21 protein-coding genes are annotated in these 15,837 nt (G+C 61.0%); 5 read left to right on the plus strand and 16 right to left on the minus strand.

Annotated features, from left to right (window positions below; all coding sequences use genetic code 11):
* Positions 1-17: 17 nt before the first annotated feature.
* Together NKH16_RS02085 and tuf are read right to left on the minus strand one after the other, a co-directional pair.
* A complete protein-coding gene (locus NKH16_RS02085; protein ID WP_352749297.1) occupies positions 18-1,703 on the minus strand; it encodes a COG3904 family protein in 1,686 nt (561 codons plus the stop codon).
* Between the two features lie 160 nt (positions 1,704-1,863).
* Complete coding sequence (tuf, locus tag NKH16_RS02090; protein WP_254817137.1) at positions 1,864-3,039, minus strand: elongation factor Tu; 1,176 nt, start codon at positions 3,037-3,039, stop codon at positions 1,864-1,866.
* Between the two features lie 272 nt (positions 3,040-3,311).
* Between tuf and NKH16_RS02095 the strand changes: the two genes are divergently transcribed.
* From NKH16_RS02095 to NKH16_RS02105, 3 genes are all read left to right on the plus strand, one after another.
* Positions 3,312-4,199 carry a DMT family transporter gene (locus NKH16_RS02095; protein ID WP_352746811.1) on the plus strand — a complete coding sequence of 296 codons (888 nt, stop codon included), beginning with the start codon at positions 3,312-3,314 and terminating at the stop codon, positions 4,197-4,199.
* 33 nt (positions 4,200-4,232) lie between these two features.
* The gene (locus NKH16_RS02100; protein ID WP_352746808.1) at positions 4,233-4,682 is read left to right on the plus strand and encodes a GFA family protein; all 450 of its coding nucleotides are present in this window, start codon (positions 4,233-4,235) and stop codon (positions 4,680-4,682) included.
* A gap of 394 nt (positions 4,683-5,076) precedes the next feature.
* On the plus strand, positions 5,077-5,448 hold the full coding sequence (locus NKH16_RS02105; RefSeq protein ID WP_352746806.1) for a peptidoglycan recognition protein family protein: 372 nt from the start codon (positions 5,077-5,079) through the stop codon (positions 5,446-5,448).
* 45 nt (positions 5,449-5,493) lie between these two features.
* Here NKH16_RS02105 and NKH16_RS02110 read toward each other — a convergent pair whose 3' ends face one another.
* Positions 5,494-5,751, minus strand: coding sequence for a GlsB/YeaQ/YmgE family stress response membrane protein (locus NKH16_RS02110; RefSeq protein WP_023717513.1), 258 nt, complete (start codon positions 5,749-5,751; stop codon positions 5,494-5,496).
* A 159-nt stretch (positions 5,752-5,910) separates the two neighbouring features.
* Here NKH16_RS02110 and NKH16_RS02115 point away from each other — a divergent pair, with 159 nt between their 5' ends.
* A complete protein-coding gene (locus NKH16_RS02115) occupies positions 5,911-6,378 on the plus strand; it encodes a YidB family protein (protein WP_352746804.1) in 468 nt (155 codons plus the stop codon).
* Between the two features lie 459 nt (positions 6,379-6,837).
* Here the strand turns inward: NKH16_RS02115 and NKH16_RS02120 are convergent, their stop codons facing one another.
* On the minus strand, positions 6,838-7,089 hold the full coding sequence (locus NKH16_RS02120; RefSeq protein ID WP_352704866.1) for a hypothetical protein: 252 nt from the start codon (positions 7,087-7,089) through the stop codon (positions 6,838-6,840).
* Positions 7,090-7,203: 114 nt separating this feature from the next.
* Here NKH16_RS02120 and NKH16_RS02125 point away from each other — a divergent pair, with 114 nt between their 5' ends.
* Positions 7,204-7,455, plus strand: coding sequence for a DNA -binding domain-containing protein (locus NKH16_RS02125; protein ID WP_352898086.1), 252 nt, complete (start codon positions 7,204-7,206; stop codon positions 7,453-7,455).
* Between the two features lie 3 nt (positions 7,456-7,458).
* On the opposite strand, the gene NKH16_RS02130 is transcribed toward NKH16_RS02125, so the two are convergent.
* The 12 genes from NKH16_RS02130 to NKH16_RS02185 form a co-directional block, all read right to left on the minus strand.
* Complete coding sequence (locus tag NKH16_RS02130; protein WP_352898089.1) at positions 7,459-8,289, minus strand: ATP-dependent DNA ligase; 831 nt, start codon at positions 8,287-8,289, stop codon at positions 7,459-7,461.
* A 169-nt stretch (positions 8,290-8,458) separates the two neighbouring features.
* A complete protein-coding gene (locus NKH16_RS02135; protein WP_352898092.1) occupies positions 8,459-8,644 on the minus strand; it encodes a hypothetical protein in 186 nt (61 codons plus the stop codon).
* Between the two features lie 58 nt (positions 8,645-8,702).
* On the minus strand, positions 8,703-9,215 hold the full coding sequence (locus NKH16_RS02140) for a hypothetical protein (protein WP_352898095.1): 513 nt from the start codon (positions 9,213-9,215) through the stop codon (positions 8,703-8,705).
* 13 nt (positions 9,216-9,228) lie between these two features.
* The gene (locus NKH16_RS02145) at positions 9,229-9,558 is read right to left on the minus strand and encodes a hypothetical protein (protein WP_352898097.1); all 330 of its coding nucleotides are present in this window, start codon (positions 9,556-9,558) and stop codon (positions 9,229-9,231) included.
* A 19-nt stretch (positions 9,559-9,577) separates the two neighbouring features.
* The gene (locus NKH16_RS02150; protein WP_352898099.1) at positions 9,578-9,745 is read right to left on the minus strand and encodes a hypothetical protein; all 168 of its coding nucleotides are present in this window, start codon (positions 9,743-9,745) and stop codon (positions 9,578-9,580) included.
* Entirely contained in the window at positions 9,732-10,025 is a 294-nt protein-coding gene (locus NKH16_RS02155) for a hypothetical protein (RefSeq protein ID WP_352898101.1), read from the minus strand. Before NKH16_RS02155 ends, NKH16_RS02150 begins: the two co-directional genes overlap by 14 nt.
* Entirely contained in the window at positions 10,025-10,438 is a 414-nt protein-coding gene (locus NKH16_RS02160; RefSeq protein ID WP_352898103.1) for a hypothetical protein, read from the minus strand. Before NKH16_RS02160 ends, NKH16_RS02155 begins: the two co-directional genes overlap by 1 nt.
* Complete coding sequence (locus NKH16_RS02165; protein ID WP_352898106.1) at positions 10,435-11,661, minus strand: peptidoglycan-binding protein; 1,227 nt, start codon at positions 11,659-11,661, stop codon at positions 10,435-10,437. Before NKH16_RS02165 ends, NKH16_RS02160 begins: the two co-directional genes overlap by 4 nt.
* A 301-nt stretch (positions 11,662-11,962) precedes the next feature.
* On the minus strand, positions 11,963-12,568 hold the full coding sequence (locus NKH16_RS02170; RefSeq protein ID WP_352898108.1) for an SGNH/GDSL hydrolase family protein: 606 nt from the start codon (positions 12,566-12,568) through the stop codon (positions 11,963-11,965).
* 66 nt (positions 12,569-12,634) lie between these two features.
* Entirely contained in the window at positions 12,635-13,393 is a 759-nt protein-coding gene (locus NKH16_RS02175) for a LamG-like jellyroll fold domain-containing protein (protein WP_352898111.1), read from the minus strand.
* Positions 13,394-13,399: 6 nt separating this feature from the next.
* Positions 13,400-15,484: an SGNH/GDSL hydrolase family protein gene (locus tag NKH16_RS02180; protein WP_352898113.1), complete on the minus strand. Its 2,085-nt coding sequence runs from the start codon at positions 15,482-15,484 to the stop codon at positions 13,400-13,402.
* Complete coding sequence (locus NKH16_RS02185; RefSeq protein ID WP_352898115.1) at positions 15,474-15,836, minus strand: hypothetical protein; 363 nt, start codon at positions 15,834-15,836, stop codon at positions 15,474-15,476. The genes NKH16_RS02180 and NKH16_RS02185 overlap by 11 nt, the downstream gene beginning before the upstream one ends.
* Position 15,837: the final 1 nt, after the last annotated feature.

The following is a 15,837-nucleotide window of genomic DNA, read 5'->3' on the forward strand; positions in this document are numbered from 1 at the left end:
CGGCTATCATGCCCGCGTTACGATTTGATCGGCGTGCTGGCCTGAGCCTTGGCGCCCGAGGCTTCGCGGCAGTTTTCCGGCCGTGGCTCCGATCTGCAGATGCCGGGGCCTGTCAACTCGTCTGCCGATTGATGCCCGGTTGTCAGCCCGTATTTCAGCATCCTGTCGAGTTCGAGCTGCCGTTCGACTGAATACAGCTGAATTGCGGTAAACAGACCGGGGCCGATGGCCATGTCCTCGAGATAGGCCTTGACCTTTTGCTCCTGCCCTATCGAATGCACGCTCAACTGTGCACGCGGGCCGACCAGGCGTTTGACACCGCCGGCGAGCATGATCGGACAGGCCGAGCCGCAACCGCCGCCGGCATCGACCGTCAGCCCGTTGTAGACGCCGCCTTCGGCCGTGCAGTCGGCCTGCCGCGGCTCGCAGCCAATGAAATCCGTCCGCGCCACAGCGACGTCGAGCTTGCGTTCGCGGATCAGCCTTCCGGCCGCCAAAGCACCGAGCACATCACCACCCGGCGAGTTGATAACGATGGGCAGGCGCCGGTCGCCGACGCTGTCGAGCAGTTGGCGCAATTTTTCGGGCGTGTCAGCGGTAATCGCGCCTTCGGCCGAGATCCATTCCGGGCAGTTTGGATTGCAAAGCGGGTTGCTGCCGCGGACCAGGACGAAGCGCATGTCTGCGACCTCCTTCGGCCGCGGGGTTTCGAGCCCTGCGGGTGCAGGCTCGGCTTTCGCCACCACTTCGCCGGCCGGCTTCGTGATATTCGCCGGCGCCGGCACCTCCCTGCAACTCGCCGGCAACGGATCGGACGTGCATAGGATTGGCGCGGTCAGCAGGTCGACGGCATCCCGGCTGGTGACGAGATTCATTTGCAGCATGTCGTAGGGAGCCAATTGCTGGATACCGCTGGCCGGTGTGCTTTTCATGGTCTCGAGCACACCCAGGCCGACGCCCATCTCCTTCAGATAGGCCGCCAGCTTCCGCTCCAGCGGCTTGTTCATCTCATAGGTCTTGTAGCTGCCGGCGTTCTTCCGGCTGACGACCTTGGTGCTGAGAATCTTCTTCTTGCCCTTCACCATGCGGTAGGTGGTGCGGTACAGCAATTTCGTCCGGATATAGGTCGTGGTGATCTGATGGACGCCGAGAAAGGCCCATTCGCCTACCACGCGCCGGATGCCGCCGGAAAACAACAACGGACAGGCGGAATTGCAGATGGCGCCATCGGCATAAGCATTGCCAAAATAACGGGCGCTCTTGCCGTCGTTTTCCTTGCAGTTCTTCACATCTGGCAGACAGCCGACGAAGCGGGTTTTGCCGACGGCGATATCGAGCTTGTTCTTGCGGATCAGGCGACCAAGTGTCAGCGCCGCTTCGACATTGCCGCCGGGGGAATCGACGACGATCGGCAGCTTTCGGCCGCCAAGCGCTTTCAGCGCGCGTTTGAACAGGGCCGGCGTGCCGGCTTCTATCGAGCCTTCCGCCGATATCCATTCCGGACAGGTCGGCTCGCAGCCCGGCGCGCTGCTGCGCACGACGACGAACCGCATCGTCGGGCCGAAATCCGGCGCGGATTTTTCCGGCGTGGATTTCTTTGCATCCGCTGCGAAGGCAGCGTGGCCCATGGCAAGCAACGACACCAGGCAGATCAGCCCTAGCGACCACCATGCCTGACTATGCAAACGGCGCCATGGAACCATTCGGGCAGCCCCCCCTCGATGCAACCTATACTAGTTATGGCAGAGGCGCTTGCAACAGGATTTGAAGCAATGCGGTTAATCCATTGCCAGAATATCAGAATCAAAAGGGCGGCCCGAAGACCGCCCCTTTGCATCCGATCTCAACCGGCAGCGCCGGCGACTACTCTTTGATGGTGACGACGATGCCGGCACCGACGGTGCGGCCGCCTTCACGGATGGCGAAGCGCAGCTTCTCTTCCATGGCGATCGGCACGATCAGCTCGACATCGACGGTGATGTTGTCGCCCGGCATCACCATCTCGGTGCCTTCCGGCAGCGACACGATGCCGGTCACGTCCGTCGTGCGGAAATAGAACTGCGGACGGTAGTTGGTGAAGAACGGCGTGTGGCGGCCGCCCTCGTCCTTGGTCAGGATGTAGGCTTCGGCAACGAATTTCTTGTGCGGCTTGACGGTGCCGGGCTTGGCCAGGACCTGGCCGCGCTCGACGCCTTCACGGTCGACACCGCGCAGCAGCGCGCCGATGTTGTCGCCGGCCTGGCCCTGGTCGAGCAGCTTGCGGAACATCTCGACGCCCGTGCAGGTCGTCTTGGTGGTCGGACGGATGCCGACGATCTCCAGCTCCTCGCCGACCTTGACGACGCCGCGCTCGACGCGGCCGGTCACCACCGTGCCACGGCCCGAGATCGAGAACACGTCCTCGATCGGCATCAGGAACGGCTTGTCGAGCGGACGAACCGGCGTCGGAATGTAGGCATCGACCGCCGCCATCAGTTCGCGGATGGCATCCTCGCCGATCTTCTTGTCGCTGTCTTCAAGTGCGGCAAGCGCCGAACCCTTGACGATCGGAATGTCGTCGCCGGGGAACTCGTTCTTGGTCAAAAGCTCACGCACCTCGAGCTCGACCAGCTCGAGCAGCTCGGCGTCGTCGACCTGGTCGACCTTGTTCAAGAACACCACGATCGAGGGCACGCCGACCTGGCGGGCGAGCAGGATGTGCTCGCGCGTCTGCGGCATCGGGCCGTCGGCGGCCGACACCACCAGGATCGCACCGTCCATCTGCGCAGCACCGGTGATCATGTTCTTCACATAGTCGGCGTGGCCGGGGCAGTCGACATGGGCATAGTGGCGGTTGGCGGTCTCGTATTCGACGTGCGCCGTCGAAATGGTGATGCCGCGCGCCTTCTCTTCCGGCGCCGCATCGATCTGGTCGTAGCGCTTGTATTCGCCAAAATACTTGGTGATCGCCGCCGTCAGCGACGTCTTGCCATGATCGACGTGACCAATCGTGCCGATGTTCACATGAGGCTTAGTGCGCTCGAATTTACCTTTTGCCATAGTCTCTTTCCTTGGACGGCCTGGGGACGGCCTGGACCTTCAGTTCAGTCGAATGCGGGGCGATTAGCGACTAAGGCCGAAAAACACAAGTGCCTTGTCGCCGAGCGCGCTCGCCCGGCCCGAACGCGTGATCCGGTTTCGGAGAATGTGGCGCGGATATAGGAACGAACAAGGGCAAATGGAATGATTGCGGCTGCGGCTGACGGCTTTGACGGATTTACAGCCGGATCTGGCCCATTGCCGCCCTGGCGCCGGTCTGATTTCGTGGGCCGATGCATTTCATCCCGACTGCCATACGAGGCCCGCTGTTCATGGTCGTTTCGACCGGGTCCTACATCGTCAACGACACGATGATGAAGCTAGCAACCGCGGGACTGCCGCCCTATGAGGTGCTGTTCCTGCGCGGCGCTGCGGCAACATTGTGGGGCATTCCGCTGCTGTTCATGCTGGGCTATGGCAAGCAGATCCCGCTGATCCTCGACGCCAAGGTTTTGCGCAGGAACATGCTCGAACTGGGTGCGATCCTTTGCTACGTGGTGGCGCTCGCCAACATGCAGATCGCCGATTCGACCGCGCTCGGGCAGATCACGCCCTTGCTGATGCTGGTCGGCTCCTCGATGCTGTTTGGCGAACGGATCGGTGGGCTGCGCCTGGCGCTGATCGGGCTCGGCTTTATCGGCGCAGTGATGGTGGCACAACCGACGATGCAGGGGATTTCGGTCTACGCCCTGCTGGCGCTAGGCAATGCCGCCCTGTCCGCGGCGCGCGATCTGGCCGGACGCAAGGTCGCCGCCGACGTGCCGGGAATGGTCGTAGCTATTTCCGCGGTGATTGTCGTGCTCGCGGGCGCCGGCGTTGCGCATCTGGTTTCCGAGCAGTGGGTGGTGCCTGAAATCCGTCACCTGCTGCTGATGGGCGGCGCCGGACTGTTCCTGATCTTCGGCCACTTCTTCATCTTCATGGCCTATCGCGTCGGGCCGACCAGCGTGGTAGCGCCGTTCTACTATTGCTTTACCGTCTGGGCGGTGATTTCAGGCCTGGTGGTTTTCCGGCAGCTCCCGAATGCGCTGGCCATCTGCGGCATCCTGTTGGTGGTGGCCAGCGGGTTGACCATCGTCTCGCTCGACGAGCGCAAGCGCCGGTTGACCGTCGTCGCTTGAAACTGAAATCGGCCTGCACAATAGGAGGAGCGCGTGGCAAGCCCGGATGACAACCAGAATTCACGCAACCGCAGGCTTATCGGAAAGTGCCTGTGCGGCGCCGTTCAGTACGCTGTGGCGGACGCGTTCGTCTATGCCGCGAACTGCCACTGCTCGAACTGCCGGCGCACCACCGGCTCGGCCTTCAAGCCATTCGCCGGCATCGAGCGCGACAGGCTGAGCCTGACCAAGGGCGAGGACAATCTCATGATCTTCGGCGACGACACCGGCCATGACGCGCACTGCAACACTTGCGGCTCGTTGCTCTATTCGGTGGTCCGCGACGGTGCCTTCGTGCATGTCGCCATGGGAAGCCTCGTCGACGAGCCGACCATCCGCCCGACGCAGCACATCTTCGTCGGCTCCAAGGCGAAGTGGTTCATGATCACCGACGATCTGCCGCAATACAGAGAACACGCGGCCGCCGGAGATGCCGGCGAATAGCTGACCGTTAGAAAACGCTCAACCAAATTATCGTTTCGTTTTCGCGTCCGCCGCCAAGGAAACTATACTGTGCTCCGTCACTGAACCTATGTCGCGGGGGATTTCTGTGGCATTGCCGCCCGACTGGTTGCCCAATGTTGCGATGAAGCGCGTCATTTGCCACTGGACGGCCGGCTCGCATTCGGCCGGCGATACCGACAGGGATGCGTATCACATACTGGTCGAGGGAATGGCCGCCTGGTCAGGGGCCGGCCTTCGATCGCGCTCAATTCAGGCCGGGTAAAACCGGGATATGCCGCGCACACGCTCAACTGCAACGGCGGCTCGATCGGGGTTTCGCTCTGCTGCATGGCCGGGGCGGAGCAAAGGCCGTTTCGATGCCGGCCGCTATCCGATGACCAGGGCGCAGTGGGACGCGATGGCCGCCGTCGTCGCCGAACTCTGCAAATACTACCGCATCAAGGTCACGCCCAAAACGGTGCTGTCGCATGCCGAAGTCGAGAGTAATCTCGGCATCGAGCAGCGCGGAAAATGGGATTTCACCCGGCTGCCCTTCGATCCGACGATCAGCGGCGCAAGCGCCTGTGGCGAGCGGCTGCGCCGCGACGTGACGGTGGCAATGGGCGCGATGCCAAATCTACCGGTGAGGATTGGGCGCGATGCGGTATGGCAGCGATTGCTCGAGGAATTATGGCCGATCATGGTGAGAGGGCTGGAAGCCGGCCACAACACGCTGATCCGCGAAATCCTCAAAAGGATCAGATAGGCGGTCGGCATTCACCCGAATGCCGACGCAATTGCCGAGCGGCTTCTACAGAGCCCTCTTGCCGCTGAACTGGTGATAGGCCCACAGGACCACCACCGCACCGACCACGGCGACTATCAGGCTATAGATGTTGAGCCCGGTAACGCCCGACGCTCCAAAGGCGCTAAAGATGAGCCCGCCGACGATGGCGCCGACGATCCCAAGCACGATATCGAGCACAAGGCCTTGCCCGCTTTTATTGACGATCTTGCTGCCTATGAAGCCGGCGATGACGCCGAGAATAATCCAGCTTAATATTGACATTTTTCCTCTCCGTTCCCCGCGCTCGATTACTTCCACATTATTAAGCAAAGCTCAAGCCAACTTGAAAATCATGATTACGGAAAGCTCAAACCGGCTTGAAATTCGCCATGAATGCGTCATTGTCGGAGACGGACGGGCAATTTGACATGGAGATCCACAATGGGACTGTTTGACAATGCCGTTCCCGGCGGCAACGTCGCCAAGCCGCTGATGATCGCGCTCGGCGCACTTTTGGTGGGAAAAATGCTGAGCGGTGGAAGTTCCGCCCAGACGGAGGCAGCGCAAAGCCCTGCCCCCATCCCGCCCGATACAACCACATCCGCCGATGGCGGCCTGCTCGGCGGTCTGGGCGGCCTGCTCGACAAACTGAAGGACGCCGGCCACGGCAACGTTGCCAATTCGTGGGTCGGTACCGGTCAGAACCAGCCGATCAACCCCAGCGATCTGGGCAGTGCTCTCGGGCCACAAATCATCCAGGAGATCGCGCAAAGGACGGGCCTGAACCAGCAGGACCTGCTCAAGCAGCTATCCGCAGCCTTGCCAGGGCTTGTCGACCAGTTGACGCCGAACGGGCAAGTGCCGCAGCAGAACCAGCTCGCGTCCATATTCAGCAAATTCGCGAGCTGACGCCTGTCGCCCAACGCCGCCTGCGGTTCGGGACAACGATAACACAGATTAAGATGCGCGTCCGTCTGGACGCGCAACGAATACTTTGAACTATCGGCAAAGCGCTTCGCTTGGGGCTGCCTTCGGCATCGTGCGCGAGGTGCGCCGCGGCTGCGGGAAATCTGGAGCGGGTAGCGGGAATCGAACCCGCATATTCAGCTTGGAAGGCTCCTAGAAATACAATGAAATCAATGCGCCGTGTCATTGCTGCCTTTGGCCGTGTCAAATTATGCCGTCGGGATCAGGAGGCGTGTCACTCGTGGATAGTGCCGCCCTGCCGACTTCCGACATGTTCGGTGTAAACGAGCGTTAAAACCGCAGGAATGGCGGATTTCCGGGCTTTTTCGTGCCGTTTGTGCCCAGCTATTCCCCCCGAAACTGAGCGCTTCGCGGTCGTATCTGGGCGCTTTCTGGGCGCAGTCAGCGCCCTTCCCTCGCCTTTCGATAAGCGCTCACGTCCACGCGTTTCATCTCGTCGTCGGCGGGAGTGTAGGTCAGGCCGACCTGCTTACCGCCGCACCTGGCGCATTTCAGCTTTGGAATGAGGTCATCCGACATCGCCGGCGCGTCAGGGCCGAGCTTCGCCTTGATCCCCTCCAGGTCGAGCGCCTGATTGTGGTGGCATTTTGGATTGTGGCAAAACGCGATGAGCCGCATCTTGCCATCGATCAATGATTGTAGTGTCCAGCCTTTCGCCATCCGGTCGATATAGGGCTGGCCCTTGACGAATGCCAAGCCCGCGGCATCATCCCGGTGACATGGCAATCTGAAAAGGGCATGTTCGTCATGAAACCTGGACTCCTTGAAGAAGTTCCGTGGTCGGATTCCATCACGGTTTACGACAAAGACAATTTCACCATCTACATGCGGATCCTGGACGCCTGCGCTGACAATGCCAGCGAAGAGGAGATGGCCAAGCTCATTCTCGGCATCGACCCCCTGCTTGAACCGGTCCGCGCTCGCAAGGCTGTTCGCAGCCATATCGACCGGGCGAACTGGATGGTGACGACCGGCTACAAGGAACTGTTCGCCGATTGACTGCTATTCCTCATCGCCGAAACCCAGCAGCGAGGCATGGCGTATGTGGCTGTGATCGCCACGGAGATGCTTCACGCGCAGCTTTACGCCAGCCTTGACCCACTGCGTCGCCGGCCGCTTCTTCATGGCCTCTGGCGGCGGGCCGGCGTGCTCCCGGACGCGCTTCAACAGCCTATCTTTCATGTCGCGGCCCAAGGTGATGAAGGCGGTACCGAGATATTTGCCGGTGCCGGGATCAGCCAGCAACGCGAATGCCGCCTTGCCCGGCTCGCGCTCGACGCCGAGCAGTTCGAATTCGTCGATGGTCCAGCTCTTTGTCTTCAGCCAGTTCGATGTGGGGCCGCTGCGATATTTGCTGTCGGCGCGCTTCGAGACGATCCCCTCGAGCTCAGCTTGGTCGACAAGGTAGAAGATCGCCTTGGCGTCGCCGGGCATGGCCTCGCTGAACTGGATCCTGCTATTCGGCTTCATGATGCCATAGAGCATTTCGCGGCGCGCCTTGCAGCCGATGTCGCGCAGGTCGTGGCCGTCGAGGTGCAGAATGTCGAAGGCGCCGAGAATCATCGCGTAGGGATCGCTGTGGACGGCTTTCTGGAGTGCTGCGAAATCCGGCAGCCCGGCCTCGTTGGTGACGACAGCCTCGCCGTCGATGATGGCGTTCTCGACCTCGAGCTCCCGCGCTGCTTCGACAAGCCCGGTATATTTGCTCGTCCAGTCCGCACCGGTTCTGGTGAAGACGCGAATATCCTCGGGGCTGTTGATAACGATCTGGGAGCGGTAGCCGTCGAGCTTGACCTCGTGAATCCAGTCGTCGCCTCCGGGCGGCTTGGCCACCAGCTTGGGCTCCATCGGAGGAATAAACGCCAACCTCGCCCCGCTCATACAAACCCCAACGCAACGCACCCTATTCAATAAACTTTGAACGTTTCGGTTCCCGAACGCAAAAAGCCCGCCGTGCCTTTCGGCACGGCGGGCGATCATGTTGCTAACGTCAGGAGAATGATCAGGCGGATTTCGTCTCGCCGAGATATTCCTCGGTGATTTCGAACGTGTTGGCCTTGCCGTGCTGGAAGTAGACCGGCTTTTCTTCGTTAGGGCCGATCTGAACGCTGTCTTCGGTACCATCGACGGTGCGCTTGATTGTGGCACGGTAGTTGCCGCCCACATGGATTTTGACGGTGACTGTCATAGCCGTTCCTTTCGAGTTGCTCTTTGGGAGATTGCCCGGAACCGCCGGGCGCGGATTGCTAAGGCGCTTCCGGGGTCAGCGGCGTCAGCGTTGCCGGTGCCGGCACGATGTCGAAAGTGACGGTCGGCGCCGTCACCTCGATCGGGAAGGCCAGCTTCTGCAGGACGTTGCAGGTGTAGGTGAAGCGCGCCTCGTAATGCGCCCGGCCGAGCGCGGTCGCCAGCGGGATGGTGATCGAGCGCTGATAGGTCTCGCGGCCTTCCGGCGGATAGCCGTCGATCAGCGGCCGGCGGCCGACGGTGTAGGTCGACGGCACGTGCACGATGCCATCCGAATCGGTGACATAGCGCTCGACTGTCGCCGCGCAGATGCGGTTCTGGATAACCGTATACTGGACGTCGAGCACGCCGCCCTGCGGCACCTGCGGCGTCAGCACGCTCGCCGCCTCGAAGACGATCGGCGGCTCGCGGTCGATCAGGATGGTCACCATCCATGCCAGCAGCACGGCAAAGGGCGAAGCGACCAGCGCCGAGCGCCAGTCGAAGGCGCGCGTTCTTTCCAGAACCGTCATTTGGCCAGCACCGTCATTTGAGCGACCTCAGATAGGGTGCCAGCAGCGCCCAGAGCTGGTTCAGCGCCACCAGCACGGCGGCAAGCCCAAGCACGAATTTTGGCGCCGAGCGCAGCGTCTTGTTGAACAGCACCGAGCGGGTGACGATCCTGAAGCCTGCCTCCCATTTGTCATCCGGCAACTTCAGGAATTCATCGAGGCGGTCCATCTGCTTCTTGGTCAGATGGCTCACCTGGATCATTCGTTCGCGCTCTTCCTCGTTCCAGCGGTAGACCATCTCGATCGTGCGCTTGTCGAGATCGCGCCATCGATCCGGCAGCTGGCTAGGATCTCTTGCCGCCATCGTTTCCCCGCCCGCCCTTTCATGATTTCAGTTCGGCGCGGCGTGCCGCGCTGGCCTTGGTGTGGCGGTCGCATTCGGCGGGCTTGTAGAGGCCAATGGCGCAGCCAGGCGCCATCGTCCGGTCGATCCGGTTCTGATCCTCGACCGTCTTGCCCTCAGCTCCCGCCAGGCTGCTACCGAGCGCCAAGCGAAGTGCTGGAACACCGCTGACGCCGGAAGTCCCACACCCCGCCAGCAGCAACACAATCGTCAAGAGACCGGCTCGCCTCAACGCCTTTGCGGATCGCATCCTGATTTTCCTTTTCGATCTGGTCGCGCACTTCCTGCGCTCCCCAATGCTTGATGAGCTCGTAGCCGCCAAAGACAGTGCCCGAGATGGCGATTAGCATGACGGCCCACGTCAGGATGCCGGCGAGCGGGCGAGGAACGCCAACTAAGCCGGCGACGATCCCAATGAGCGCCGACATCAGCAATCCCTCAGGACGCCGTGATGCAGGAAGCCGTGAAAGCCTGTTATGGCGATCGAGCCGGCGCCGGCGGCACAGGTGTTGCCGTCCTTGTCCACGTGAATGGTTTCACAGATGGTGCCGTGCCGGACCCAGCACCGATGAGCGGTATCGTCCTTCATCGTGCAGTTGGATGCCCGGCCGTCGATGAACCAGGTGTGATGGCCATGCAAACGGCAGCAGATCGCGAGCCCATCGGCACCTTTCGGATAGCCGTCGCCTTCCGCAACCCACAGTGCGCCAATCGGCAGATCACGGCCGATGACCTCATCCCCGGTTTCCAAGTTGCGCATGATCGGAGAGGCAACGCCTTCCTTGAACTCGGAATGACGGCCGGTGTATTCCCACCAGGCGCAGCGATACTCGCTCATCATCGCCGCGCTCCGCTCTGGAACGCCTCGACGCCCTTCTTCTCGCCATGGCGCGCCACGAGGAACAGACCTCCGGCAACGCCGGCGATCGCCAGCATCCACACCCAGCCCGGCACGTCGCCGGCGGCGTCCTTCACCGGCTGCATGACGCCGGAAGCCTGGTCGAGATTGCCGAGAATGCCGTCGAAGAAGCTGCCGATCAGCGCGGCGATGCTGGCGAAGAACGCGCCGACCTTGGTCAGCCAGTTGGTACGCACCTCCGGCACCTTCTCGCGCACGACGTCCGGAGCAGCATCCGTACGCGCTGGCGCCAGCACGCGCGGCTTGGCTTTCTGCAACGCCAGCAGCAGCGCATCGTCGATGCCGTCTCCTTCCGGCAGGCCAACCTCGGCACGGAAGGCGCGGATCGCGGTCGCCGTCATCGTGCCGATCTTGCCGTCGATGCCGCCGACCTCGGTGTAGCCGAGTTCCTTCAGCTGCTGCTGCACGCGCTCGATCGTTTCCTTCTCGACGGCCGGCGGTGCCTGCTCGATCGGGGCGGCCGGTGCCGGGGCAGGCTTCGCCACTGGCGGGCTCGGAGCCGCGGGTGAAGCTGGAAACACGATCTGCGAACCGTCCGGCCAGACCTTGGCAGCCTTGGCCAGCCATGCTTTTTGATCGGCCAGGCCGGTCGTCCCGCCGTTCACCGCCTTGCAGACACCGGTCGTATTGTTCTTGTCGGCCATCGCATTGATTTTGCGCTTGCTCCAATAGATGGTCGCGGCCTGCAGCGCGCCGGGGAAGCTGCGCAAAACGTCGGGATTGGCGACAACCGGCAGCCCGGTCGCTGTCTCGACTTCGGCGAAGTTCTCCCGGCCTGTGTTCTGCAGTAGACCGGAACCGCGGAACCTCCACCCGTCGCCGGCGGAAGAGTTGCCGAGCCGCCCGCCATAGACCTTTTCCGCCAGCTTCTGCGGGTTGTGTTCAAAGGGCTTGGCCGCGGCCACTGTCTTGAACCGCGTCGGCCAGACTTGGCGCATCCGCTCTGCCGAGTAGTTCAGGTCCTCCTCGAGGGCGCGCAGGCCTCCGGTCTCGACACAGACGCGCGCAAAGAAGTGTCGCACCCGGATCGGCGTGTTGATGCCGGCGGCGTCGAGCAGATGCGCGTTATCAACGATGCCGGCGATGATCTTCTTCGACGCCGTCGGGCATAGCTTTGCGAGCTGGCTCGCGAAGGTGCGGTCCATAGAAGTTCCTTTCCGCCCTCACGGGCAGTTGATTGAAAGGTGGGTTGTTTTGAATTTGACTTGCAGGTCGGCTAAGCGCTTAGGTTGCGCTGCACAATCTGGCGGTAATCAAAAATGGCGTTGCGGATCAGGCTCCCAAGAGGCACTCTGAAGGTGAAAACCTATCGAGAGTTGAGAACGAGCGAGCGGGACCGTCGCGTGCCGGTCATGAAGATCGGTGCTGTCTATCTGACTTGGTGGTCGAGCAAACGAAACAGCCGCTAATTGTTCCTTGCGGTTCCCGCGAGGAATTTTCTTCCGCTCAGGTTGCTAGCCCTAAAAGCCTTAGTCGAGAGTATACGATCCTCGCCACCAGCCAGTTACCCCTGTAGTTAAAATGTATCTTGTCTTTACGGATGTTCTTCGGCAGTATGTCGTGTGGGTTGAGACCACCAACGCGTGCAATCAATTCTGCTCGGATATCCAGAAAGTGGTCATCGAACCTGCCGGCCTGCCGCGCATTATAGTCGACTATCTTTTGATATCCGGCTTCGCCGAAGCGGCGCCCCGGATAGTCGCCGTTGACGAGGCCAATCACGAGAAGTTTTGCGGAGTCGCCATGGAGTGCCGCAATAGCATCCACGTCCGCCTCAACCCTTTCGGGGTCATCGAAATTATTGTTTCCTGCCCAAGCTAGTAATATGCCGCCTTTTGCAGGGCTTTCGCAGTAGCGCTCTAGAATATGATCTGAAGTCTTCCCGCCAAAGCCGAGACGATTTACCTCTGTACCCAAGAAATAAGAGAGGAAGTGTGGATACACGCCAGAGGTTAGGCTATCACCAAGACATGTCACTTTAAAAGGCGTGCGGGTACGCTGCGCCGTCCGCATCACACGCAGTAAACCGCGCGCCGTATCTCGCCTGTTCATTGTATTCCCCCAAGCCCAAGGGAATTGTTATCTCACAATTTGCGGTCGAGCAAGTCGCGCCAGAGATCAGAACGCCGCGACGATATTCGCCACTTCGGCGGCCGTCACATAGCGACCGGAGAGCAGCAGAACCTTGCGAATATCACAGCCAGTCCAGCCACCTGTAGGAGCCACAAGGCCGCTCTTAGCTGCCCCAATCGCCGGCCCTACCGTTGTGGCACACACCCCGGACAACGGCGCTGAGCCGATCAGAACGTTGTCCCTGTAGAGGTACATGTTGGTGTTATCATGCGTCATGGTGACGACGAATGTCGTTGACCGGACGTCAACGTTGCCTAGCACGGCGCTTGTGCCCCCGTTGCCATAGAGGCCCCAAAGATACCCGGAGGCACTCAACGTCAGTTGAAAGCGGTTAGACGACTGGAAGCCGAAAAATGACCTGCCCGCCGATGCGGCGTTTGGAGTGATCTTCATTGCGCATGTGTTGCCGCCCGATGCCGCGAATAGGAAATTGGCCGTGTCCAGCCAATCGTTACTACCGTCTCCACGCCACACCCCACCGCCAGCAGACTGGTAAGTGCCCAGCTGGCCAGCCGTTCCCTGAAAGGCGTAGCCTGTTCCGTAGGGACTGGATGCCTTCCCGATTAGATCACCAGAAGCCGTGACGAGATTTGTCCCCGCGCTTTCCTTCCACATGCGTGTGAGGTCGGCGAAGTCGAGATAGAGCGATGCTGGCGAGTCGGCGATGATAGACGGAATGAAGCCCAATGCCTGCGGCACGCCTGCCGGATTGCTGATAGCTTCACCAAGCTTTGCGATGAACATTTTGATCTACCATCCGTTCGGGGTGAAGAAACGACTGACCACTTGTGTCGCAACAAGATCGTAGCCAGTCGGTGTAAGGTGCAGACCATCGGCCAGCAGCGAGGACGGAACCACATCGTTGGCAATATTGGTCAAGTCCGTTGCTGTCGGTGTAATCGCCGCGTCGGTCAGTCCCTTATCGATGAGGTAGCGGCGGACATCGAAGAAATTATCCGGGAAGGCCGCAGCTAGTTCGGCATTCGCCTTGTTAAGGTCGGCATAGTAGATTCCGCCAACCCACTCGTCCGGGTAGTTTGTCCCGTTGTGGATACCGAGTATGACAAATCTTTTGGCTGCTGCCCTAAGTCTAGCCACCATCAGGCGCACATTGGCAACAACAGACCAGTTGTTGATACCTCGATCATTGCGCCCAACCCATATCACCTGTGTCAACGCCGCATCGGCCTGAGATTGTACTACCAACGCCGTATCGGGCGGGCATGTGACCGGCACGGTTTGCCCGCCATCCGGCGTAAACGTGTATGTTTCCGAGGTCGAGGGCGGACCGCCAGCGCCGTTCCGAGTGACGGTGCCGATCACGCCGGCAATCTCGGCTTTGATGGTGACAGTGGCGTTTGTGTCCCGCCTGGAAAGCAGTTGCGTGACATTTCCCGATGTGCTGTCGGTGATCGCGACACCATTCAAATGGGTTATCGTGTTCGCGCCCGAAACGATTTGATTGCCACTCATGCGAACAGTGGTGCCCAATCCGCCTTGCCTCATGGCGATTTGCGCTGACGTTTGCGATCCATAGCCACGGTTGGCGACGGTCCGCCCCGTCAAGTGAGTGGACAAGGCAGAGGCAAACCCGTTTTGCGTCAAGCTGTCCCCGTAGCAAGCAACGTCGGCGGAGGATACGACCAGTTTGCTGCGAAGAACCGCAAGCGATGGAGCCGCAATCATCGCCTCAGTGATGACCAGATTTGCCGAATCGAAGATCAGCTTGGGAGCATAAACCCTACCGTCGCGTAGGATCGCCAAAGGATATCGACCGGTGTCGTCCCTGAACCCACCGATCACCCGATTTCCAAGGTAATATTCAGGAACCCCGCCAGCACCATCCAGTTGCAAATCTTGGGAGTTGAAGACCAGCCTTCCGATCCTGACCTCGCCGTCCTCCATGACGGCCAAGGGAAAGAGATTGTTGCTATCTGCGAAGCCACCCAGCACACGCTTGGTGCCAAAGTAAAGAGGTGTTTCAGGGCCGATTTTCGCCAGCACTGCGTTAATCGATACCAACGCTGCATCAAGCGCGGCTTTGCTCGGATAGCTGGCAATCAGCGTCCCCACAGTCGCGACGTTCTTATACATCAGGGCATAGGTGTTTGTGCCGTCGCCCTTGACGATAAAGAACTGCCCATTGACCGTAGCCGCAATACCTGCGGCCGTTGTGTCGTAAATCACACCGCCTATCGCCGCGTTGGCAAGACCAACATCAGCATGGGTCAGCACAACATCAGCATGAGTTAAAACAACGTCCGCTGCCGTAGTGGTGCGATCTAAAGCGGTCTGGCCGGCGTCAGCGCCGGTCGCCGCGCGATCCAGCGTCGTTTGCGCGCGATCGGCGGTGGTGGCGATGCGATCGGCCGCAGTCTGGGCGGCATCGACGCCGGTCGCCGCGCGATCGAGGCCGGTTTGCGTGCGGTCGAGGCCGGTCTGCGTGCGGTCGAGCCCGGTCTGCGCACGATCCGCTGCCGTCTGGCCGGCATCCTGCGCCGCCGAGGCGGCGGCCTCCTGCGCCAGCGTGATGCCGGTCTCGAGGTCGCCGAACTGTTCAGCGATCGTTTCGGCCTGCGCGGCCGAGGTGGCGGCCTGCTGGACCTGGGCGGCACCCTGCTCCAGCAGCGTGCCCCAAAAATTTTCGCCGGTCGCAGCCCATGCGCCGGCCGTCTTCAGCCACTCGTCGCCATTGCTGCGGATGATGGCGCGGTCGCCGTCGCGGCCGAAATCGGCGGTCAGCTGCGCGGCATCGTCGACCGGCAGGAAGGATTGCCCGGCCGGGCCGGAGACGACGACGACATTGGGGATTTCGAGGATCGCGTTATACGACATCGCGGGTCACCGTCTCCAGAACTGGCCAGATCACTTTGTCGAGCACGATGCTTCTGTCGTCGCCGTCCAAGCGGGCGATATCGAACACGACGATGGTCGAGGCGATGAAAGGCTTGGTCGCATCATCCGACAGGAAGAAGGCCAGCGTGCGCGGCGCCTCGCGCTGGATCGTCAGATCAAGCGTGTCGGCTTCGAACAGCACCGGGCCGGGCACGGCGGCGCGGAACTGCGCCACCAGCCGGCCGGTCGCCATCTCTTGCGCATCCCACAGATCCTGCGGGAACTGCAGGCGCATCTGGAAATCGTAGCCAGGCCGGATCGGCTCGACATCGGGAAAAACATATTTTGCCATG

The organism is Mesorhizobium sp. M1307, from assembly GCF_040318155.1.
Classification (GTDB): Bacteria; Pseudomonadota; Alphaproteobacteria; order Rhizobiales; family Rhizobiaceae; genus Mesorhizobium.

What these genes read in the sequence shown, in the direction of transcription:
- NKH16_RS02175 (WP_352898111.1), bottom strand. Translation starts at nt 13,393, where the DNA reads ATGTTCATCGCAAAGCTTGGTGAAGCTATCAGCAATCCGGCAGGCGTG.
- NKH16_RS02085 (WP_352749297.1), bottom strand. Translation starts at nt 1,703, where the DNA reads ATGGTTCCATGGCGCCGTTTGCATAGTCAGGCATGGTGGTCGCTAGGG.
- NKH16_RS02180 (WP_352898113.1), bottom strand. Translation starts at nt 15,484, where the DNA reads ATGTCGTATAACGCGATCCTCGAAATCCCCAATGTCGTCGTCGTCTCC.
- NKH16_RS02155 (WP_352898101.1), bottom strand. Translation starts at nt 10,025, where the DNA reads ATGTCGGCGCTCATTGGGATCGTCGCCGGCTTAGTTGGCGTTCCTCGC.
- NKH16_RS02145 (WP_352898097.1), bottom strand. Translation starts at nt 9,558, where the DNA reads ATGGCGGCAAGAGATCCTAGCCAGCTGCCGGATCGATGGCGCGATCTC.
- NKH16_RS02095 (WP_352746811.1), top strand. Translation starts at nt 3,312, where the DNA reads ATGCATTTCATCCCGACTGCCATACGAGGCCCGCTGTTCATGGTCGTT.
- NKH16_RS02160 (WP_352898103.1), bottom strand. Translation starts at nt 10,438, where the DNA reads ATGATGAGCGAGTATCGCTGCGCCTGGTGGGAATACACCGGCCGTCAT.
- NKH16_RS02185 (WP_352898115.1), bottom strand. Translation starts at nt 15,836, where the DNA reads ATGGCAAAATATGTTTTTCCCGATGTCGAGCCGATCCGGCCTGGCTAC.
- tuf (WP_254817137.1), bottom strand. Translation starts at nt 3,039, where the DNA reads ATGGCAAAAGGTAAATTCGAGCGCACTAAGCCTCATGTGAACATCGGC.
- NKH16_RS02115 (WP_352746804.1), top strand. Translation starts at nt 5,911, where the DNA reads ATGGGACTGTTTGACAATGCCGTTCCCGGCGGCAACGTCGCCAAGCCG.
- NKH16_RS02140 (WP_352898095.1), bottom strand. Translation starts at nt 9,215, where the DNA reads ATGACGGTTCTGGAAAGAACGCGCGCCTTCGACTGGCGCTCGGCGCTG.
- NKH16_RS02125 (WP_352898086.1), top strand. Translation starts at nt 7,204, where the DNA reads ATGAAACCTGGACTCCTTGAAGAAGTTCCGTGGTCGGATTCCATCACG.
- NKH16_RS02105 (WP_352746806.1), top strand. Translation starts at nt 5,077, where the DNA reads ATGACCAGGGCGCAGTGGGACGCGATGGCCGCCGTCGTCGCCGAACTC.
- NKH16_RS02165 (WP_352898106.1), bottom strand. Translation starts at nt 11,661, where the DNA reads ATGGACCGCACCTTCGCGAGCCAGCTCGCAAAGCTATGCCCGACGGCG.
- NKH16_RS02135 (WP_352898092.1), bottom strand. Translation starts at nt 8,644, where the DNA reads ATGACAGTCACCGTCAAAATCCATGTGGGCGGCAACTACCGTGCCACA.
- NKH16_RS02170 (WP_352898108.1), bottom strand. Translation starts at nt 12,568, where the DNA reads ATGAACAGGCGAGATACGGCGCGCGGTTTACTGCGTGTGATGCGGACG.
- NKH16_RS02110 (WP_023717513.1), bottom strand. Translation starts at nt 5,751, where the DNA reads ATGTCAATATTAAGCTGGATTATTCTCGGCGTCATCGCCGGCTTCATA.